Origin of the sequence: Acinetobacter sp. FDAARGOS_515 (assembly GCF_003938865.1) — a bacterium.
Taxonomy (GTDB): Bacteria; Pseudomonadota; Gammaproteobacteria; order Pseudomonadales; family Moraxellaceae; genus Acinetobacter; species Acinetobacter ursingii.
In genome coordinates, this window is sequence record NZ_RKIX01000003.1 from 1932685 (window position 1) to 1951559 (window position 18875).

Annotated in this window: 25 protein-coding genes; 4 read left to right on the forward strand and 21 right to left on the reverse strand. The window is 40.5% G+C overall.

The window, feature by feature from the left end:
* Positions 1-8 precede the first annotated feature (8 nt).
* The 3 genes from EGS47_RS10920 to EGS47_RS10930 form a co-directional block, all read right to left on the reverse strand.
* Positions 9-281 (reverse strand): hypothetical protein, encoded by a 273-nt coding sequence (locus EGS47_RS10920; protein ID WP_048765554.1) that lies wholly within the window; start codon positions 279-281, stop codon positions 9-11.
* A complete protein-coding gene (locus EGS47_RS10925) occupies positions 278-3028 on the reverse strand; it encodes a toprim domain-containing protein (protein ID WP_048765552.1) in 2751 nt (916 codons plus the stop codon). Before EGS47_RS10925 ends, EGS47_RS10920 begins: the two co-directional genes overlap by 4 nt.
* Positions 3029-3098: 70 nt before the next feature.
* The gene (locus EGS47_RS10930; RefSeq protein WP_048765550.1) at positions 3099-3278 is read right to left on the reverse strand and encodes a hypothetical protein; all 180 of its coding nucleotides are present in this window, start codon (positions 3276-3278) and stop codon (positions 3099-3101) included.
* A 91-nt stretch (positions 3279-3369) separates the two neighbouring features.
* Between EGS47_RS10930 and EGS47_RS10935 the strand changes: the two genes are divergently transcribed.
* Positions 3370-3714, forward strand: coding sequence for a helix-turn-helix domain-containing protein (locus EGS47_RS10935; RefSeq protein ID WP_048765548.1), 345 nt, complete (start codon positions 3370-3372; stop codon positions 3712-3714).
* A 7-nt stretch (positions 3715-3721) separates the two neighbouring features.
* Here EGS47_RS10935 and EGS47_RS10940 read toward each other — a convergent pair whose 3' ends face one another.
* From EGS47_RS10940 to EGS47_RS10950, 3 genes are all read right to left on the reverse strand, one after another.
* Positions 3722-3931: a hypothetical protein gene (locus EGS47_RS10940; protein WP_048765545.1), complete on the reverse strand. Its 210-nt coding sequence runs from the start codon at positions 3929-3931 to the stop codon at positions 3722-3724.
* Positions 3932-4033: 102 nt separating this feature from the next.
* Entirely contained in the window at positions 4034-4843 is an 810-nt protein-coding gene (locus tag EGS47_RS10945; RefSeq protein WP_125269619.1) for a Rha family transcriptional regulator, read from the reverse strand.
* 3 nt (positions 4844-4846) lie between these two features.
* The gene (locus tag EGS47_RS10950; protein ID WP_125269620.1) at positions 4847-5041 is read right to left on the reverse strand and encodes a hypothetical protein; all 195 of its coding nucleotides are present in this window, start codon (positions 5039-5041) and stop codon (positions 4847-4849) included.
* A 317-nt stretch (positions 5042-5358) separates the two neighbouring features.
* Between EGS47_RS10950 and EGS47_RS10955 the strand changes: the two genes are divergently transcribed.
* Genes EGS47_RS10955 through EGS47_RS10965 form a run of 3 tightly spaced genes read left to right on the forward strand, consistent with a single transcriptional unit; the run spans position 5359 to position 6322 of the window.
* Positions 5359-5541, forward strand: coding sequence for a hypothetical protein (locus EGS47_RS10955; RefSeq protein WP_125269621.1), 183 nt, complete (start codon positions 5359-5361; stop codon positions 5539-5541).
* A 5-nt stretch (positions 5542-5546) separates the two neighbouring features.
* Positions 5547-5834 carry a DUF4236 domain-containing protein gene (locus EGS47_RS10960; RefSeq protein ID WP_125269622.1) on the forward strand — a complete coding sequence of 96 codons (288 nt, stop codon included), beginning with the start codon at positions 5547-5549 and terminating at the stop codon, positions 5832-5834.
* 14 nt (positions 5835-5848) lie between these two features.
* Positions 5849-6322, forward strand: a complete 474-nt coding sequence (locus EGS47_RS10965) for a hypothetical protein (RefSeq protein WP_125269623.1) — start codon at positions 5849-5851, stop codon at positions 6320-6322.
* 87 nt (positions 6323-6409) lie between these two features.
* On the opposite strand, the gene EGS47_RS10970 is transcribed toward EGS47_RS10965, so the two are convergent.
* From EGS47_RS10970 to EGS47_RS11045, 15 genes are all read right to left on the reverse strand, one after another.
* The gene (locus EGS47_RS10970; RefSeq protein ID WP_125269624.1) at positions 6410-6628 is read right to left on the reverse strand and encodes a hypothetical protein; all 219 of its coding nucleotides are present in this window, start codon (positions 6626-6628) and stop codon (positions 6410-6412) included.
* Entirely contained in the window at positions 6628-6828 is a 201-nt protein-coding gene (locus EGS47_RS10975; protein WP_048765524.1) for a TraR/DksA C4-type zinc finger protein, read from the reverse strand. Before EGS47_RS10975 ends, EGS47_RS10970 begins: the two co-directional genes overlap by 1 nt.
* Positions 6813-7064 carry an ogr/Delta-like zinc finger family protein gene (locus EGS47_RS10980; protein WP_125269625.1) on the reverse strand — a complete coding sequence of 84 codons (252 nt, stop codon included), beginning with the start codon at positions 7062-7064 and terminating at the stop codon, positions 6813-6815. Before EGS47_RS10980 ends, EGS47_RS10975 begins: the two co-directional genes overlap by 16 nt.
* Before the next feature lie 134 nt (positions 7065-7198).
* Positions 7199-8512, reverse strand: coding sequence for a contractile injection system protein, VgrG/Pvc8 family (locus EGS47_RS10985; RefSeq protein ID WP_125269626.1), 1314 nt, complete (start codon positions 8510-8512; stop codon positions 7199-7201).
* Complete coding sequence (locus EGS47_RS10990; RefSeq protein WP_125269627.1) at positions 8513-8953, reverse strand: phage tail protein; 441 nt, start codon at positions 8951-8953, stop codon at positions 8513-8515.
* 6 nt (positions 8954-8959) lie between these two features.
* Positions 8960-11410: a phage tail tape measure protein gene (locus EGS47_RS10995; protein ID WP_125269628.1), complete on the reverse strand. Its 2451-nt coding sequence runs from the start codon at positions 11408-11410 to the stop codon at positions 8960-8962.
* 14 nt (positions 11411-11424) lie between these two features.
* Positions 11425-11637 (reverse strand): GpE family phage tail protein, encoded by a 213-nt coding sequence (locus EGS47_RS18905; protein ID WP_308463939.1) that lies wholly within the window; start codon positions 11635-11637, stop codon positions 11425-11427.
* On the reverse strand, positions 11565-11909 hold the full coding sequence (locus EGS47_RS11005) for a phage tail assembly protein (RefSeq protein WP_125269629.1): 345 nt from the start codon (positions 11907-11909) through the stop codon (positions 11565-11567). Before EGS47_RS11005 ends, EGS47_RS18905 begins: the two co-directional genes overlap by 73 nt.
* Before the next feature lie 67 nt (positions 11910-11976).
* Positions 11977-12492, reverse strand: a complete 516-nt coding sequence (locus EGS47_RS11010) for a phage major tail tube protein (protein WP_048765515.1) — start codon at positions 12490-12492, stop codon at positions 11977-11979.
* Between the two features lie 12 nt (positions 12493-12504).
* The gene (locus EGS47_RS11015; protein ID WP_125269630.1) at positions 12505-13677 is read right to left on the reverse strand and encodes a phage tail sheath protein; all 1173 of its coding nucleotides are present in this window, start codon (positions 13675-13677) and stop codon (positions 12505-12507) included.
* Positions 13678-13768: 91 nt separating this feature from the next.
* Positions 13769-16354, reverse strand: coding sequence for a phage tail protein (locus EGS47_RS18680; RefSeq protein ID WP_228711802.1), 2586 nt, complete (start codon positions 16352-16354; stop codon positions 13769-13771).
* Between the two features lie 11 nt (positions 16355-16365).
* Positions 16366-16971, reverse strand: a complete 606-nt coding sequence (locus tag EGS47_RS11030) for a phage tail protein I (protein ID WP_125269631.1) — start codon at positions 16969-16971, stop codon at positions 16366-16368.
* Entirely contained in the window at positions 16971-17873 is a 903-nt protein-coding gene (locus tag EGS47_RS11035; protein ID WP_125269632.1) for a baseplate J/gp47 family protein, read from the reverse strand. Before EGS47_RS11035 ends, EGS47_RS11030 begins: the two co-directional genes overlap by 1 nt.
* Complete coding sequence (locus tag EGS47_RS11040; protein WP_048765507.1) at positions 17870-18217, reverse strand: GPW/gp25 family protein; 348 nt, start codon at positions 18215-18217, stop codon at positions 17870-17872. The genes EGS47_RS11035 and EGS47_RS11040 overlap by 4 nt, the downstream gene beginning before the upstream one ends.
* Positions 18217-18846: a phage baseplate assembly protein V gene (locus tag EGS47_RS11045; RefSeq protein ID WP_125269633.1), complete on the reverse strand. Its 630-nt coding sequence runs from the start codon at positions 18844-18846 to the stop codon at positions 18217-18219. Before EGS47_RS11045 ends, EGS47_RS11040 begins: the two co-directional genes overlap by 1 nt.
* Positions 18847-18875: the final 29 nt, after the last annotated feature.

An 18875-nucleotide genomic window follows, 5' to 3' on the forward strand; every position in this document is an offset into this window, starting at 1 on the left:
TATAAAAATTAATGATCGATACGTTGACTCGCTTGGATCTCTTCGGATGATGCAAGTCTTAGCTCTGATTTATGAAAGTGTTGAAGAAGTTCATCTTTACAATGACAGACAAAATTGTTCATAAAGACATTGCTTTCACTAAGAATTTCCCAAAGTTTAGGTTTGGTTGATTTATTCACTCGAACAACTTTGTCTCCAATTTTAAGTTCCTGTTGTGGTTGTTCTTTATCAATGAATGGCAATTCGTTTGGATCAAGTTCAGGCAATTCTTGTGTAATCATGCTTGTGTAACTCCATAACTTGGGTTGGAAAAAATCCAGCATTTGACGGTGCGACGACGGTCGGGCATTTCACTGTCGGCATTGAGGTTTTTCACGTTGTCTGCTGGATATCTGTTTGAGCTGACAGCTCGGTTAGATTCGATGAATTTGTAGCGTTGTGATGATTTGAGTAAATTTTTCATCACGGTAATTTCAGGCAGCTTCTGGTACTGCATGGCAGCCACTTTATAAATTTCATTAAGATTGATGGCCACGGTTTGGGCATCGTTATCATGGTGGTTCAGACTAAATGCGCTAGATCTGCCACTTTGTAGATATTCAAAGGCTTCCCAGAACTGTTCCACTTCCTGACAATCACCATTAAGCTGATCGACTCTGGCTTGAGCCATATCCATGAGCATCGTTTGTGCTGAAGCGACTTCTTCATAGTCCAGATAGCCATTGAGTACATGCTCTGCGATCGCTTCAATTAAAGCTGCAATCTGGGCATGGCAAAGTGCAATCCGGGTATGGGTAATGCCGACATGGTGATATTGATCTTCTAGGCTCTTTAAGCGTTCCTGATAAGTATTGAGGATCTCGTTTTCTTTGCGTAGACAATGGGTCATGTAGGTACATGCATCTTCTAGCTCAATGCGGTCGAGTGAGTCGACAATACGCTTGGTTTCGAGTGACTGGCCTTTGCGATCAAACGCTAAGTGTAAAGTACGAGTCAAAATCGCTTCAGATGCTGCAATCGCACTATTCTGTGAAATCATGATGGCACCACGGAAAGGTGGCTCATAGGTTTCATTGCCCGCAGTCTTTAAACCTTTGGAGCGAATGGCACGGCCGTTAAAGGCATCTTTGAGTTCATCCCAACTGAACTTGGCTTGTTTGACGCTATTGCCTTGGGCATCATTACGGTCGCCCTCGATGAGTACCACTGGAAGATTGGCGATTTGGGCAAAGTTACGGTAAATGGCCACGTTGGTGGATTTGTTGGCATCAAAGCCTTCGTAATCTTTACGGCCAGAGAGTTTCCATAAAAATTCGATCAGGCGTGATTTACCTGCACCCGCTTGGCCAATAATCTCGATAAATGGATATGAGCTATGTATCGAGCGGATTTGTTCGGCAAAGTAAGAGCCTGTCCACCACGCCAGAGCGATGAGACCTTTATCACCCCGGACACGATAAAAGTCTTTCCACCAGAATGGCTTAAACTCTTGTTTAGGGTTTATGACAATATATGGTGTTTGTGCCAGTGTTTTAACTTCCATACGTTTAACTTTGAAATAGTCATGTTCATTGATATGAACAATATTGCCGTCATGGACTGCATAATCATTGAAAATATAAGTTTTGAACTCTTTTGAATAACCGATGAAATCTGTGGTATTGACCCGTTTTATATTTTCTGTACGTGGTTTGATGTAATTGATCAATTGAGCAGTAGATCCAGTCCACCATGCACCTTCATAAACACCAAGCAAACGATCACTAAATTTTTCAGCATTTTTGATCATGCTTGAGGTAAATGTGATATTGAAATCAACCTCTTTTCCCATGACTTGAACGAAATACCAAGATTCATCAGTGATTTCATTACGTTGGAAATAAATAGGTTTAATTAATCGATTACAAACTTCTTGAACAGCAGAAGCATCACGTAAAGCTTGTTCACGTTTTTGTTCGTCATGCATATCAGCAAGGCTTGGATTATCAATCGCTTCTTTTTCGATACGATCTAACGCTTTGTTATATTTGTCGTAATCCAGGTTAAAGCTATATAAATGATAGTTGTGCTCAAAAAAGAATGTCTTTTGGCGACCTTCTTTGAAGTTGTAAATCAGCAGTCCTGCTTGTTCGGCTGATTCGGCAATGAGTAGTTCACCGTAATGACGGTACTTGGCACGTTCCTCACTGTGGAGTAGGTCGTGCATCAAGAGGTCATTCCAGTCTAGGTTTTTGCCTTTGACCTGATGCGGTGGTAGAGCGGCTGAAGATGCCCATTTTTCCTGAAGGGCTTTGAGGTGAAATTTCTTGGCTGTATCTCTGCCTGTTTTGTCGTTGTCAAATGCCCAGATTAAACGTGGTTTATCTTTCTTCAGTTCATGGCAGCGTTCTTCGATCAGTTTGAGTAATACGGATGGATAGTTACTGGTGGTCATGGTAGCAATAGCGGGCTGACCAGCTTGAATCAGTGCGATTGCATTAAAGATGCCTTCAGTTATCCAAAACGATGAAGCATTGCAAAGGGTGTCAAGGTCATGAAGCGTCCAGTACAGACCTTTGTACTCACCTATAAAGTTAGCCTTTTGACGGCCAAAGCGTTCTGGACGGTCGATAAAGCGTTCCCAATAAATACCTTCAGCCAGTTTGAAACGAACTGTACCGGTGTAAAGTCCTGGATATTTTTTTTCGTGGCTAAAAGTGTCCTGAGTGTATCGACCTTTAAGCGGTGCAATATCAAGTCCACGACCATGACGTAAATAGGCATCCGCTGCGGCATGAGGATTGACCTCAGTCTTTGGAAATTCTTTTGACCAGTCCTTGAAGAGATCTTCACAAATATCTTTGACGTGTTCTTCATAACCGCAGTTATTTAAGCGACCGCATTTCACCACACGTGGGGTAATAGCGTGGGTGTAGCATTCTTTTTTGCTGCACTGTGGGCATATCCCTTGTCTGTACCAGTCACCTTCACGTTTAAAGTTGAAGATCTGGTTAAGACGTTCGTCTATGCGTCTGGAAATATCTGTCATGAATCACTCAATTGTAAAGCCGTGTTTTAGTTTTTAGTGTGTTTTGCAGTAAGGATAACTTCTTGAAAAACTATGCTTTACAATCCGTTGCCGCGCATTTTTCAAGGAAGGCATCTAGCAAAACACGGGTCTTTTTTTTGCGTGATTCGTAGGCTGCTTTTTCGATTAGCTCTAACTCGCTGTCTGTCACCCGGACAGCAATAATGTTGTCGCGATTCTGTTTTTGTAATTGAAGGTTTTTGGTTGGCATGTTTAAATCCTCATTAATCGTGACTTAGTGACTAAGTAAACATAAATTATCACGATAAAAGATGATTTGAAAGTGCTTTTAAGGAAAAAGTATGAAAAATGATGATTTAAATAATCGTGGTACACGTTTACGCGATGAAAGAAAGCGTTTGGGGATCAATACTCAAGATGAACTTGCTGAAATATTAAAGGTAAAAAAGAATTCAATTGTGCGCTACGAGAAGCATAATGCACCGCTTGATATGGATCAGCTCGATTTACTGGAAGATCATGGGTTCAATATCGAGTTTATTTTATGGGGAAGTACTGAGATTAAAAGTAGTGATTTACCTGAAGATGAAATTAATTTGTTGAATCTTTACCGGGCTTTAGATGTAGATGCAAAGAAAGGGTTGTTATTGATTGCTGACACTTACGCCCAGCAATCAAAGAAATAGGCATTATTTATTGGATGGCTCTTTGAATGTCGACAACCTGCTTATGTAAGGTGATAAACATAGCAGAGAGTTCTTCTGCTTCCAACGCAATGTCTTGCTGCATTTTGGTTAAAAGTGATAGCGTCAATTGTAAATTTTCTATTGGTTTTTCAATTTCTATCAGTTTTTGTTCCGCGGTCATTGCTTTTGTGTCGTGAATATCGATAAGACTGTACATATTTCTCCTTCCTCTTAAGAAGTCGCTATTTTGCTGAATGTCGGCTTAAAAAAATACTAGGGTGCGACAATTATAGTCGCACTATTTCACTTGAATATGTAACTAATTCAACATAAGCGGTTGATGAGTTTTAAACACCCAACATTTCAAAGTTTTCTGGGTCAATACACTACTGACCGCGTAGTTATGCTGCATATACACAGGGTAGGGGCTTCGGCTTTGCATGAGTATGGCTGAAAGCTGTGTTTTGGGTGGTAAGCCTTCAATGCTCTGGTAGACCTGTGTCATGTTGAGTGCCAGGATCTGTTCGCTACGGCTGTGATTGAGTCGTTCGATGCCATAGTGCTGTACGCTCTGCCAGAAGTCGCTGAGGGTTTTATTCTGGGTGAGGTTTTTGGTATCGAGTGATAGACACGCCACGGGGATGACTTCCCGACACAGTTTGGCGCGGTCGTGCCAGATGACTTCGGCATCTTGCATCATGCCGCTGCCGTTGTAATGGATCTTACTGACGGTGTAGATTGGCCCGCCTGCTTTGAGCTGAACCGTAGCACCGACATGGATGTGTGAATGGGTGCCTTGTGCGTTGTAGAGCATGGCTGCCATTTGGTTAAAGGTGTTGATGTAGGCTTCTTTGATACGTGCAGCAGCAGCTCCAGTAAAGCCCATGACCAAGAAGATAAAACCATCTTTGGTCATTTCGTACATTGGACGAGGTTTACCTTGTTCATCCAAATATTCAGCGGGCTGAAAATTCAGCTCGCTAAAACTTGATGAACATTCCAATGATTCTAACTTCTGTAAGACATTTTTATGCTGTTTACCGAATAACTCCGCCACTTTTAGACTGGTGGTTTTGACTTGTTCATTCTGGATAAATACAGCATCGTCGATTTGAATGAGTGCGTTCATGGCTCATACTCCCCAAAATAAGGTTGAGAAGGTAAAGCCCGCCACACTGATAAAGATGGCTGTGTCGGTGAGATTTTTGAGAATTCGTTGACGTTTGATTTTGCGCTGGCGTTTTTGATAAGCCGCCATATCGTAAATAGGGGAATGTTCTTGTACTGTTTTTGAAGTGCACGAGTGCATAGAAGCGAATGTTTTCATTTGCTTGTCCTGTTAGTCAAGTTGTAAACCTGACACCATCACTTCTCACGGTAATGGTGACAGACTGAACAGGGGTGAGAATACCGTCCTAACAGGTAACGGCCAGCCCGAAAGCTGCCCTGTCCAGCCTGCCAAAAGGCAGCAAAGCTGAATTTTACGCAAAAAAATAGCCCATGGCGGACTTTTTGCGCCTGTTAGTAAAATATTTCAGGTTCTCACGCCTGACCAGAGATTTTGCTCTGGTAAAAATAGAGTAACTTAGTTACTATTTTGGAGTCAATACTTTAATTTAAGAATAATTTTTGGTGGGGTTTATAATGTTTAAAAAAGTATTAGTCGCTATGATCGTGTCTATTTGTTTTGTTTCTTATGCGGAAGCTCGTGGTAATCAGCCTTGTTCTAAAAGCAAAGGTGGTGTGAAGGCCTGTACTGCTGAGGGTAAATTTTTATGTAATGACGGCTCCGTCAGTGCTTCAAAAAGAAAATGCGGTAAGGTTTGATTACAATGGGCTTAAATTTTAGAAAAAGTTTTAAAGTCGCACCAGGTGTAAAACTTAATGTGAGTAAGAAAGGAATTAGCAGTGTTTCTGCTGGTGTTAAAGGCGCACGTGTTAGCGTTGGAAAAAAAGGCACTCGAACTACAGTCGGTGTACCAGGAACAGGATTGTCGTATTCATCGCATAAGTCACATAGTAAATCTGATTATGATGAAAGTAGCGATACTTGGTTTATATTTAAAATTTTCTTTTGGGCTGTTTTGATTGGGATAGCCGTAGTTTTATTTTTTTTCTGATAGTGACCTGAAAAATGTCTAAAATTAAGTATTTCGTTCCTTTATCATTGTTGCTTTTAAATACCTCCGTTTTTTCAAAATCAGCTGAAGATGTTTTTCTAGATATGCGGGTTGCAGATAATGTTGGCGCAATATATCCATTTGATGAAAATGATGATCCTAATAAACAGCTTGGTAGACCGAATCAGTATATTTCAAAAATAAGTTGGGCCGATGAACGTATAGATCCACATGATTTTTCAGAAGAAAATGAGGATGAAATTAGCGATTTAGATCCCACACAGTTCAAAGGTGGAACAATTGAAGGGTTTAAAAACATAGCAGATTTAAATAGACGTTATATATACATTAAAAACATTACTTTGAATGCTCCTATGTTGAATCAGTATATGTATAAAAAAGGTCTGTTTTTAATGCGATTAGATAAAGATTTTACACCTACGCAAGCTAAAGATTATGAAAAAGAGTTTAATCGAGCAGTTAGATGATTAAAGCCCTATTGTTAGGGCTTTATTTTTATCCGACGATATAAACAAATAAGGCACTACTGATCGTCATGCCAAGGATCATCCCGATCAGGACTGGATATAGCCACATGGATCCACCACTTGTACTTGATCTTTATGATTTTTGATGGTATCCAACAACATTTCTTTATCTTCAGTCTTAAGCTCTTCACAGACTATAATGACCAATGGTCGTTTTAAACGGGTAAATTGATAATCCAGCATCATCCATAAAATGAGTAATGCCACAATAAAAACAACAATGAAAAAAATCAGAAAATTTGTCATTAGTAAAATCTCTTGGAAAGTTTTTCTTGTGTATTTTTGCATTCGATACAAAGGGTAATAGAGCCATAGCGTTGACGTTCCACTGGAATGTCATTGCCACATTCTTCACATTCAGTGAGCGATGCCTGACTAAAATCTTTGGGTTGAATTTGAACCTGTTTAAGTTGTAGTTCTTGTGCGAGATCTATGTTGTCGGGCATGTGCTTCTCCCTGCATTTTTAACATGATCAGAAACAGGTAAATGAATTTCTGGATTAGGGATAGAGGGAGGGGATAGCTGGAACTTGAGTTCCATAAATCCTATGGCGGTAAAACCACATTCTAGATTTTGACATTGACCTCTGTAACGTCGCAGTACAGGGCTTTCTTGTTCACTATGACGTATAGAAAAAGCAGAGCCACAGTGTGGACATTTCAAAGGCTTTTTTCCTGGCATATATAATCACCATATATCGATATTATGTTTTACAATGATAATACATAATCACTATAAATAGTGATATATGATTGCATATGTATCGAAAAATGATGCCTTTTTATAGTCCTTGCTTACCCCAGCAAGGACTTTTTTTATTTCCCTTTTTTTGCTTTATCAATACGAGCCTGATATTTTTTTAAACCAGTCGTAGCAGTTTTCTTAGTTTGATAAGTGGTGGTGTGCTTATAGGGATGGCTTTGATCACCTGAGGTCAATTTTAAATCCTTTCCATTCTCCCGATAAAATACTATTACTCCGGTATAATCTGCCCAGTTTCGGCCAGTTCTCTTCTTTTTTTGTTTTTTTAGTTCTTTATCCTGATCTTTATCTGGTTCAAATAAACTGGACACATCATCAGCATTTGGGATTTGAACCTCTAATTCAACGCTTGTGGTATAGCCACTATCATTTAATGTATGGGTAACATTGGTTCCGAGCCAAATAATGTCATCAATTTGAGGTTTTAATCCAGAGAAAATAAATTCCTGTTCGGGAATCAAATTAGGCTGGCCAAAGGCAAAGGTATAAGAGAGTTTTTGTGAAGAACGTTTGCACCGGTTATATTCTGCCTGAGCAGCTAGTTCAGCAGTTTTTTTGTCCCGGTGTACATAACGGATCTCTTTGAGATTGTCTTCATTGTCACCAATCACGACATAGAGCTTTTTGGATTTATTTGTATCGTAGTAATAGGCCTTTACTGCGCTAATGCGATCTGTTCCTGTGCCTGTGGTATAACTATGACTATCCCCATCTGCTCGATAAATCATGGCTGTCGGCAAAGTTAGGCCAGAAGCAGTTTGGCTAGCACCCCGTGGTAATAATATGAGATGACCATTTTTAACCGTAGCAATCGCATCATGTTCATCGGCTATCCGGGTAATCAGATTTGCATCACTTTCATTTTGTGCAATGTATTTAATGTTCTCTGAAGCAAATTTTTCATGGATAATCACTTTGAGATTATAACTTTCACCAATACTTTGAAAGATTTGCTGGAGAGTTAGGTTACTCCAGGCACGTTCACGCTTTTGCTTTAAGCCTTCAGATACATCATTACTAAATGCTGTAATGGTTAAAACATCTGGTGCACCTCGATGTGTAACAGACTCAACTTTGTATTTACCCTTATCCACCAATCCACTATTAGACCACCCTAACCACACTTGAATAATGGCACCTTCAGATGGAATTTCGAGTTGCCCATCAGAATCATCTAGTTCAAGATCAACAGAATCGACCACTAATCCACGATTATCCTTGAGGGTTAATGACATGAGTCGATCAATAACAAGAGGGGAAATGTCGTTGCCATCGACCTCAAGCCTGTAAATTGGAAAGGGGTATTGAGTTTCAGATTGATAGGTATCTGCTGCATCATTTAACCGACTTACAACTTGAGTTTCCATTTATATCAACCTGTTTAATGCACCAGCTGCCATACCAATTAAACTACCTAGTAGAGTTGGCTGCCATTCTTTGATGACCTTTAGAGTGATAGTGAACTCAGTTTTACGTGCTGCACCATCTTTAAAGAAAAAAGTTTTGGTTTCATCTAGACTATCAATAATGACAAGACCGTAAATTTTCCCTGTACCTTCAATTAGAGTATATGCTTTGCCTGTATCGGCCATTTTCCTGATCTGATCTAGCGTGACACGGCTTTGAGTAATCTCATGGTAAATGACACCTTTTAGGGTAATAGTGTCTTCCCCTTTGCCAGTAAATTGATAAGCTGGTGTAGCTCCAACTCGACTATTACTAGGATGTCGCCAATTGGTGACACGCTGTAGTTCCTGATATGAAGTTGTACGTAGCGAGAATACAAATAAACCTAAAGCCATCATCATTATGATTTACTCCGTATCCGTTAAAAATCTGCGTCGTGCTTCAACCTCTTCCTGTTGAATCCGTTGCAGTTCAGCACGTAAAGCACGTGCAGTTTCACGTACAGGTTGACCATGTTCAGCTTTGATGGTGATCTGGATCGTATCTTGGCTAATGAAGCTGGCGGCTCGTTGAGAGCGTATAGGCGTAACTGGCGTAGTTTTGACAGTAGCTCCCGTTCCTACAACATTCTGGGTAGCTTGTTGGGTAGCTTTGACTGGTAAATTATGATTTTGAGCAATCCCCATGGCCATACCTTGCATGGTGTAATCGCCGATACCCATAAATACACGTGAAGGGGAGTGAATGCCCAAAACTCCTTTGGCTTTTTCAATGACACCACTGACCGCACCTGTAATGGCATCTTTGACTGCATTCACCTTGGACAATATACCGTTTTTTAGTCCTATTAAAATCATGGCTCCAAAGTCCGTAAACTTCGCGGGGAGATCGATCCCGAACCAGGATAAAACTTTTGCAAATGCTGAATAGAATAAACCGATAGGAGACCAGTTAATAATGAGAGCTGATACACCTAAAATACCACCATTAAATGCTGTTTTAATCGAAGTCCAAATTCCACTGAAGAAACCCTTGATAGGTTCCCAGTTTTTATAAATGAGATAAGCTGCTCCAGCGATCGCAGCAATTACACCTATCACCACCAGTCCAACTGGTGAAAATATTGCCCCTAATGCCCCAAACCCAATTCCCAGAGTAGAGATGGTCATTTTCAGCATAGCAATCGGACCAAGTAGTCCAACGATACCCAAGGCTAAGGCACTGACTATTGCGATGATGGCAATACCCGCCACTGCTATTTTTACCAGTGTGGAAGCTAAAGCCGGGTTACGTGCTGCCCACGCTTGAACAATAGTCATGATTGCATTGAATTTGCCTAGCATTGTATTGATCGGGGGTAATAATACATTGCCAATAGTAATGGCCAAGCCTGCCATTTGATTCTTGGCTAATTGGATATTATTTGCCGTGGTTTCTGCACGTGCTGCATATTCGGCTTGCATAGAGCCTGCATATTTAGATTTGTCTGCAACCATACCAAGATTTTTTTCCAAAGCATCCATATTGGTCAAAAGTGGAGCAATTGAACCTAATGATTCTGAGCCGAATAATTCCTTCAGGGCAGCAGCTTGTTTATATTTATCCAGCTTGGAAATTGATTTAATGACTTTTAATGTGGTTGCTTCGGCATCGGTTTGCATATCCTTGGCCACTTGGCCAGCATCTAGACCTAATGCTTTATATGCTGCTTTTTGGCTTTTGGTTGCAGACTCTCCAGCGACCAAAGCTAGCATCATATTTTTAATTCCTGTGGCCGCAACCTCTTCCGCCACACCCATACCGCGAATGGTTGCCCCAAGTGCTGCAATAGATCCTGATGCAAAGCCACCGACTTCACCTAAGGGGCCAATACGCTGAACAATGTCCATGATACCCTTGGCTGCTGCTGGTGTGTTGTTACCTAGATAATTGATCTTGTCTGCCAGATCTACAACCTGAGGCTGCGTCATTTTGAAGGCTGTGCGCATTTCTGCCATGGCTTGTCCAGATTCCTGTGCTGTAATGTCAAAGGCAACACCCATTTTTACAGCGGATTCGGCAAAACCTAATAATTCATTTTTGGCAATACCTGATTGTCCACCAGCAGCAACAATGGCAGCAATATCTTTTGCGGCCATAGGAAGTTTGGTTGAAAGTCGAATAATGTCATCGCCCATGATTTTAAACTGTTGGGGTGTATCGAAATTCACGACCTTTTTCACATCAGCCATGGCCGATTCATAATCAATGGCCAGATGCACTGGAATTGCCATAGCAGCTGCACCAGCACCAGCCACCATTAAACCTTTTTTTGCCAGATCCGATGCTTTGGCCATACGTGATTGCATTTGCTCATATTGTTTCTGGGCTTTCTGGTGTCGTTCCAAAGAATCTTTTTGTTTATTGATCTCCATTGTGGTGAGATGAATCTTGTTCTTCAGCTCTGATTCATCATCAGCCAATCTATCAATGCTAATACCTGTCTGATTGAGTTCTCGTACCAAGGCGGTCATTTCTGTACCTTGTTTTTTCTGAGCATCTTTAAGGCGTTTTTGTGCAGCTTCAGCTCGTGCCAACTCTTTGACCATTTGTTCTGTTGGTGCACCAATATTCATTGCAGTTTTAAGCTGCTTAATTGTTTCTTTATTTTTCTGAATCGCTTGTGACGTTTTTTCAGATTGTTCCTGAAGCTGTCGGAAACCTGTAACCTTGCGCTGCTGGGCTTCTAACGCTTTTAATTCTGCTGAAGTTTTTTTAAAGGCATCCGACAAAGTTTTAGAGCCACCGACAATTGTTTTCATGGGCCCTGTTAATTTATCGACTGCATTAAAAAGGACTTCAAGTTTTAAATTTGCCATGGGTGGACTCTATATTATTGTGATGAATGACGTTTGAGTGCCATACGATGCCATTTGCTCAGTTCACTTAGATCCATGTCATCATAGGTATTGGGTGGCCAGTGAAAAATAACGGCAATATTGGCAATTGCTTCATCGACGTTATCGACCAGCGTTATGCCGTCTGAGCCTTGATTTCCTGTTGTAAGGCTTTCGGGTACAAAAAAGTGACCAAATGTCCTCCCAATTGGGCAAAATCAACAGGATCCATTTGATAAATCTGTTGAGGGGTTAGAGCTGGAGAAGTTACCCGTGGCAGTACTTTACAAAGTGCATCCACATCATGCTGGTAAATGGCCTGTAGACTCGTACCACTTAATGCTTTTACGCCTGGCTTACGAATGGTGATTTGAGTAATCATATTGTCACCCATACGAATTGGCTCTTCTAAAGTCACTACTTCCTCATTTGGGTTTTTGATGAAGTCTTGATTTGTTGCTTGCTCAACTTGCAAATTCATACTGATCTATCCTAAAAACTAAAGAAAAAAACCTTGCACAGGACTGGCCTATGCAAGGGAAGGAAACTTATAAGCCAATGGCATTACGCTGTTTTTCAAGTCGATCAACACCGTTGATCACTTCCTTGAAGCCCAGAATGTCGATTTCAACTTCAACCACACCATTTACAGTCAATTTGTAATAAGTACAGTTGGTGACAACTTTATGCTCAGTATCTTCACCCGGTTCCTGGTCGCCCATGTCAATTTCTTCATGACGACCTTTAACGACAACCTCGACTGAATCCACTTCACCAGTATCATCACGCTGATATGCACCCGCAAAACGTGTGTACACACCATCAATTTTTTCCATGCCAAACTGACGAAGTGTTAAAAGCTCTAGGCCACCGAAAGTAGATTCAAGTACCAACCCGTCGTCACCAAAACCTAGATCGACCTTGACGGGTGCATTCATACCACCGCCACGGTAATCTTCGGTTTTACGTGTCAATTTAGGCAAAGTGACCGTTTTAATTTGACCTAAATAACTATTACCTTCATTGAAGTAATTCATGTTTTTAAGCTTGCTTGGTAAGGCCATGCATTAAACTCCTTAAGCCGTCACGGTAGCTGCAAAGTCAGCAAGATACTGATCTGTGATGCGTTGACGGAAAGTTAGATCTTCTAACGGTGGGACAGGGGTGTAGTCATAGTCGGTGACCAATTTGCCTGCTTTCAGGGTGTCCTTAGTGTTGGATTCAGGATCGAACCAGGCATCACCACCAATCATGTATTTGTTACGAACTAACTCTCGAATTTTGGCTTTTAGGCCTTCAATAATGTCGGTGGCCAGTGAGCCATGCAGCGGTAAATCATTTGCCCACATATGCGCTTCAGCGACGGTATCCGCCAATACCTGCGCTGTACGGGTGTAGTTTTCAAATGGGAATAGCGGATCATCCGAACATGTACGGGAACCCCAGAAGCGGAAACCATCATGCTGAATCAGAGTCGTGATTTCATTTTGGTTTAAATAACCTGCATCGGTCGCTGGATCCTGTAGATCCCAAGTCACATCTGCATCAATACCGGTTACACCAGAAACAGCCACGTTTGAAAGGGTTTTATGCCAACCGATTTCGTTGTCGATCTTCGCACGTAGTCCCATTGCAACAGCAACTGCTGGTACTGTTTCAGTTTGTGCTGTAGTTGTATTGAACGCCACGAAGTTTGGCCAGATGAGCATGAGCTCACGTGCACCAAATGCTTCACGATATGCAACAGCTTCTTCCTTGGTTTGACAGTCCCAGCAATAAGCATATGCAAATGCTCGTAACTTCTTGGCAATAACGACTAACTCAGTGGCCACAGCTTGCGTATCGAGTCCTGGTGCACCGATGATACGTGGTTGAACACCCAATTTAGATTTCGCTGTTAATAACGCCTTTAGGCCAGTGTATTTTCCTGTTGAAGTCACTGTGCCTACCACATTGGCCGTTTGTGTTGTTTCATCTACTGCGCTTGGTACACGTACCACGACACACATTGAGTTTGCTTGGTTGGCCATTGCTTGAAGAGCAGTGCGTAAGGTGCCTTTAGTACCAGCTTTAGCAATAGCAGCTTGTGTGTTAGTCAGTAGGACGGGAGTGTTTTCTGGAAAAACGTCTGGATCTGCGTCCTCGGCAGTGGCAACAAGGCCCTGTACTGCCGTGGCAATGGTACGAATTGGTCGAATCCCTTCGTTGATTTCGACGACTCGCACTCCATGGTGAAATGTATCTGCCATAAAAAAGCCTGTTTATTGAGGTTTTATTTCAACAAACAGGCTTGCATGAGATTGTGAAAAGTTTAAGTTGTGGATCATGTAAAAGCGGGGTTTACATGATAGGTTGATCTACCAATACGTCCTTCGTTAATTGATATAATCGAATATCAATCCAGCGTTGTTCTCCATTCATGTTTGCTGGAATATCAATTGGATTATCTTCATCAGCAATAATTGAAGCTGTTTCGATGTCAAACTTACGTTTAAATGTTCTAACTTCAATATCTCCATCTTGTAGTGTTTGATATTTTATTGCGCAAATTTTATTGCCATTAGAGTCACTTGGTACTTCGATCCACCAGCCTTCTTGCGCAAAGCCAAGCGTATTTTTTACTAGATAATGACCAGTTCCAATTTTTTCAAATAAAGGATTTTGCTCCTCTGCCTCATCATTACATTCAATATGATCTGAATATAATTTAACGATTGGTGATGCTGCTTTTAAAGTACCATCTGCTGTGACTGTTGTGTTTGATTCAGTCCAAATCTTAAACCAGCTTGAGTAATCTACGTTCCATGCTCCATATCTTACATAGATATTTCCCATTGATCTTTCAGCACCGTTAATTATAGATTTATCAAATGCATAATCAAATTGTACACTGTTCGGTTTTGATGCATGATCTTGAGCTGAAATCTGCTGTACTATATGTCCTGTGCCATTTTTGGGATAATTTTTATCGGTTGTCGCATCACTATTCGAACCGTTAACAAAATTGATTGCACCTAGATTTCTTAGATCATTTAAGTTTTTACCAACAATATTAAATGGTCTGTCACATATACTTTCTGTAGTATTAAGTGTTCCAAATCGGTTTCCGATTTTAATGATGTCATTTTTAAATGCAACATCAATTGATCCTGCAGTGTCTTTATAAATACCATACTTCGTAAATGAGAATATTCCATCAGTCGCTTTTACTTCTTCAAGAGAACTGAAGTGTTTTAGAGTCTTATCTGTAACGAATAAAGAGTTACCTTCAACAAAAGCGAAAGCAGCGGAAAATTCAGAATTAACTGATGTATAGAAACAATCAAAATGCCCACCTTCTAATGTAACTCTTGATTTGTTAAGAATTTGGAACATTGCATTTGCATTATACCAACTCAGATTCGATTTTTTATATTTGTTATGAACAACTTGTACACTTAAATTTTTAAAGATTAAATTTGAATTTTCAGAATGCAAATATGTGTACGCATGTATGATTTCAGAACCCATACTTAAAAACACAATATCAGATCCACGAATATCAAAGACAGATTCAGCAGGCTTACCGTCTTCACCGCAATGATCTACACCACAACTTAAAAAAGTCGAATACTGTAAAGAATAAATTTTCCAAGCACTGTATCCCTGTTTTGTATTTGTAGACCAACATGAGATAAAAGTATTTGATGTACCATTTGCAGTCCAATTAGTGTCAGTCGCACCAAGCCAGAATCCACAGTCAGCTGATGCCTGAACTCGTTCCCATGTCACCATCCAAGCATCAACAGTTTTTACTCCGTATTCACAATTAGATATTTTAATATTTTTAAACGAGCACATTGCAATAAGAGAAGAATATAAACCTATTCCTCTTTTTGCTAAAGAAGAGTCATAACTGACAAAAAAACCATCAAGATGAGCATTGTTGACATACCAATTTTTTGTAGGAATAGCAATTAATACAGCATCGACATCGAAATTCATTGTGACATTATTAATTATCTTATTTCCAAGATTTAATTTATTGTTTGTCGTTTTTACAATTCCGCAAGTTGAGTCTTCACCAGTGCCAATAATTCTAGTGTCATTACTATAAATTAGTGGATATTGAGTATAATAAACTCCTTTCAGTTGTACTATAAAACCCAGATTAATGCATTTTTGTAGTGCTTCGCTGCTGTCAAAATTTTTATCATCTGCCTTTGCACCAGCATGGTCAGGTGTAATTATGTTATTTTCAACTTGTAGTACCCATCCATTCACACATAGAAAGCCATCATTTTCGTTTTTTCTCGACTCAACATAAACTCTTGTGCCACCGCCAAGATAAGGTTGTGCTAAAGCAAAGTTTGTCGGCATATGATAAGACTTCGAGTATACGGTGCGACCATTCCAAGCGATTAAATCGTTTAAATCATTTAAGCATTCAACTTTTCCCGTCGTATTTTCGTAGATATTTTGTTTTGCATCATTAACACTTTGAATAGTCGCCATGACAACACTAGCATCAATTTTCAATTCAAAATTGGCAGTATTATCAATTTGTAAAACTATTCGGATTGTCTTGATCTGAGCTGTACCTTGATCACCACTTGGTTTGTAAGTTGGAGGGTAGTTTGCATAAGCAACCATGTCGTTGCCAGCCCATAAACCAACTTCACGGATATTAAAGCCACCTACTGCTGATGGAATAACACCATCCGCTTCCAACCAATTTGGATTCTCTTTAGAGGGTGCAAGGCGGTTTAATGCTGTTCTATAAACTTCATTTACCATTTGCGTGAATTTTGCATCAGGCGTAGGAAGTGATCCATTACCATCGCCAAATGACATATGGGTAATACCGAGTTTCGTTCCATTTTGAATAGATTCCCGAAGTAATTCCAAACCTTTTTCAGTAAAAAGCGAATGATAAAGTGCTGCCATATTTTTATGCTCTATAGGGGATAAATACTGGTGATTTCATGCTCGTAAAAAGCAAAAACTGGATAAATTAGGGAATTGGGATCATCAATTTTCGGGTAGATGGTTACGTCATCACCGCCATAACAACCACATGCCACGTTGGTTTCACCTTGTACGTTGATGACATTGATCTCGATACCCTTCAGCTCACGTGTAAGAGGTTTCGCATCATTTAAGAGTTCAACTAAGGTTTTGGAAGTTTTTTCTGAAAGTGCACGACCATTGGTTTCAATAGTGATCTGGAATGTGCCTGGCTCATTCATTGGTGTTTCTTGCCACCACTCATGAACTGTCAGTGAATAACCGAAACTTTCTACAATTTGACGTAAGGCATAGTTCGTGCCTTTATGGCTATGAACTTTGATTGAGTTTTTGATTTGTGCGCGTTTAACATCATCAGACCAGTCATCTTGCCAACGGTCTACCGAGAACTGCCAAGCTAAAATAGATAGAAAATCAGTTGGAGCATCATCGATACGAATCAAACTTGATAAATTAGTGTTGAGTTCAGTTGCTTTTGATGCGGTTTCGACGATCTTTCTTTCAAAGGGTGTAGTATTTGGAGGAAGTAAATTCATTATTCATTCCTCACCGTCAATTTTACGCTGGTACAGAATGCTGCCTGAAAATTATTGATATGTAGCTCGGCAGTTGGGCTGATTAATTCCACCCGTTCAACACCAGAAACTTTCAAAATTGAATAAAGATCAGAAAAAAATACACCTTTACCGATCCGCTTTGGTTCGGTGGTATAAGCTAAAACATTGTCTTGTGCTGCCGCTAAGACAGGATCTGTTTCAGGTACGTTTTTAGTCACCAATACGGCTTCGATTCCGTAATTAATGATCTCTGCCGATTGCACCAAAACTCGGTCACCTGTTGGGCGTTTTTTTTCAGCAGAAACGTAGTTGTAAACAATGCTGTTTAACTCTTCAGTCGATGCGTTGTTAGCGGTATCTCTTTGAAGAATAGTTAAAAGTGCATGTGCCGGGGATGGTGATGAGCATTTCACATCAGCAACACGGCTATCAGCAGATAAAGTGTGGAACTCATAAGCTGACTCAGGGCCAGCAACACTTAATGCGTCTAGCTTTTTTTGAATGCGATAACGAAAATCTTCGTCTGCTTCGTAAACAGCAGATGAAGGTGGGGTTACAGTATTATCGGCTGCGGTAATCAATAGCCGAGTGACATCAAAGTTGGCTCCCCAGACATCTAAATCTTCATTTTTTGCAAATGCAAGCTGTGTGGCCAAAGCCTTTTCATTAATCTGATTGCGTAAAATCATTTCCCGATAAGCATTTTCTTGTAAATACTTATTAACGGGTTCACTTTCACGGCTCAGAGTTTTACGAACCGTTTCTTGTTCATCAGTCGGGTAAAGAGAAATGAAATATTCTTTCCGTTCAGCCAAAATGGTTTCAAAGTCGATGACATCAACAAAATTGGGCTTTGGTAATGAATTAAAATCAACACTCATAAGGCAGATCCAATAGATAGGGGAATACTTAAGGAGGCTGGTTGATTGCTATCTACCAGATTGCAATTCATATCTAAAAAGTAAGAGCCTTGTTCATCTGACCCAAGAGAAATGGAATTAAGTACAATGCGATCTTCCCAGCGTAAAAGGGCAGTTGCTGTTGCCGCATAAAGTTGTAATGTCGTAATGTCATCAAAAGGTGCATCAATTAAGCGAGGAACCAGAGAGCCATATTCACGACGCATAATCCGGGTACCAATGGGTGTAGTTAAAATATCCTGGATAGATTGGCGAATATGATCTAGTTCGCTGCTCAGCAGTCGACCATCTTCACGGGACATCATTACTGTGGGCCTCCAGTCGTACTACCACCAGATTGAACGCCACTATGTTTATGAGCAGTTAAACTAATACCACTGGCAGTAACATCACCTTCGCTGCTAAAACTACCTGTAGAATGACTAGATCCTTGGACCAGTTGGCTACCTTGCACCGTATTATTTCCTGTCATGGCGGTACTACCATTAATTTGAAGATTGCCATTGATGGTGGTGTCACCATTTACAGTGATGCCTCCATCAGCAGTAATTGTGGCTTTACCACCAGAAGGTAAAATAGCTGATAATTGGTGGGCAGCAAGGTCATAGGCAATAAGGCAGCCATCTGAGAACATGCGGATTTTTTGATTCAAATCATCAGATGGGGCTGGATGCGCATCGTTATATAGGCCATATAAAACAACACTAGATGGTCCAATATCACCACAGGGAGAAAGGACGATAACTTCTTCACCAATGGATGGTGCATCCCAAGTAGAATCTGAACCAGAACGGATATTGAAAAAACGAATTTCAGGCGTGTCCATACTGTCGAGATTGACCACGACACGCGGGATAGGTTTAGACGGATTTATAGCCTTGATAGTTCCAAATCGAATTAGATTTTCAAGGCGACGATTAAGGTCAGCACTCATGCCAACACTTTGCTGTAACTAAAAAAGCT

Coding starts and splice junctions, on each gene's coding strand:
- EGS47_RS11035 (WP_125269632.1), bottom strand. CDS start 17,873: ATGAGTGTTGATTTTAATTCATTACCAAAGCCCAATTTTGTTGATGTC.
- EGS47_RS10985 (WP_125269626.1), bottom strand. CDS start 8,512: ATGGAAACTCAAGTTGTAAGTCGGTTAAATGATGCAGCAGATACCTAT.
- EGS47_RS10940 (WP_048765545.1), bottom strand. CDS start 3,931: ATGTACAGTCTTATCGATATTCACGACACAAAAGCAATGACCGCGGAA.
- EGS47_RS10990 (WP_125269627.1), bottom strand. CDS start 8,953: ATGATGATGGCTTTAGGTTTATTTGTATTCTCGCTACGTACAACTTCA.
- EGS47_RS10975 (WP_048765524.1), bottom strand. CDS start 6,828: ATGCCCGACAACATAGATCTCGCACAAGAACTACAACTTAAACAGGTT.
- EGS47_RS11015 (WP_125269630.1), bottom strand. CDS start 13,677: ATGGCAGATACATTTCACCATGGAGTGCGAGTCGTCGAAATCAACGAA.
- EGS47_RS10970 (WP_125269624.1), bottom strand. CDS start 6,628: ATGACAAATTTTCTGATTTTTTTCATTGTTGTTTTTATTGTGGCATTA.
- EGS47_RS11045 (WP_125269633.1), bottom strand. CDS start 18,846: ATGAGTGCTGACCTTAATCGTCGCCTTGAAAATCTAATTCGATTTGGA.
- EGS47_RS10920 (WP_048765554.1), bottom strand. CDS start 281: ATGATTACACAAGAATTGCCTGAACTTGATCCAAACGAATTGCCATTC.
- EGS47_RS10955 (WP_125269621.1), top strand. CDS start 5,359: ATGTTTAAAAAAGTATTAGTCGCTATGATCGTGTCTATTTGTTTTGTT.
- EGS47_RS10980 (WP_125269625.1), bottom strand. CDS start 7,064: ATGCCAGGAAAAAAGCCTTTGAAATGTCCACACTGTGGCTCTGCTTTT.
- EGS47_RS11010 (WP_048765515.1), bottom strand. CDS start 12,492: ATGGCCTTACCAAGCAAGCTTAAAAACATGAATTACTTCAATGAAGGT.
- EGS47_RS10995 (WP_125269628.1), bottom strand. CDS start 11,410: ATGGCAAATTTAAAACTTGAAGTCCTTTTTAATGCAGTCGATAAATTA.
- EGS47_RS10925 (WP_048765552.1), bottom strand. CDS start 3,028: ATGACAGATATTTCCAGACGCATAGACGAACGTCTTAACCAGATCTTC.
- EGS47_RS10930 (WP_048765550.1), bottom strand. CDS start 3,278: ATGCCAACCAAAAACCTTCAATTACAAAAACAGAATCGCGACAACATT.
- EGS47_RS11030 (WP_125269631.1), bottom strand. CDS start 16,971: ATGAATTTACTTCCTCCAAATACTACACCCTTTGAAAGAAAGATCGTC.
- EGS47_RS10945 (WP_125269619.1), bottom strand. CDS start 4,843: ATGAACGCACTCATTCAAATCGACGATGCTGTATTTATCCAGAATGAA.
- EGS47_RS10935 (WP_048765548.1), top strand. CDS start 3,370: ATGAAAAATGATGATTTAAATAATCGTGGTACACGTTTACGCGATGAA.
- EGS47_RS11040 (WP_048765507.1), bottom strand. CDS start 18,217: ATGATGTCCCGTGAAGATGGTCGACTGCTGAGCAGCGAACTAGATCAT.
- EGS47_RS10960 (WP_125269622.1), top strand. CDS start 5,547: ATGGGCTTAAATTTTAGAAAAAGTTTTAAAGTCGCACCAGGTGTAAAA.
- EGS47_RS11005 (WP_125269629.1), bottom strand. CDS start 11,909: ATGAATTTGCAAGTTGAGCAAGCAACAAATCAAGACTTCATCAAAAAC.
- EGS47_RS10965 (WP_125269623.1), top strand. CDS start 5,849: ATGTCTAAAATTAAGTATTTCGTTCCTTTATCATTGTTGCTTTTAAAT.
- EGS47_RS18680 (WP_228711802.1), bottom strand. CDS start 16,354: ATGGCAGCACTTTATCATTCGCTTTTTACTGAAAAAGGTTTGGAATTA.
- EGS47_RS10950 (WP_125269620.1), bottom strand. CDS start 5,041: ATGAAAACATTCGCTTCTATGCACTCGTGCACTTCAAAAACAGTACAA.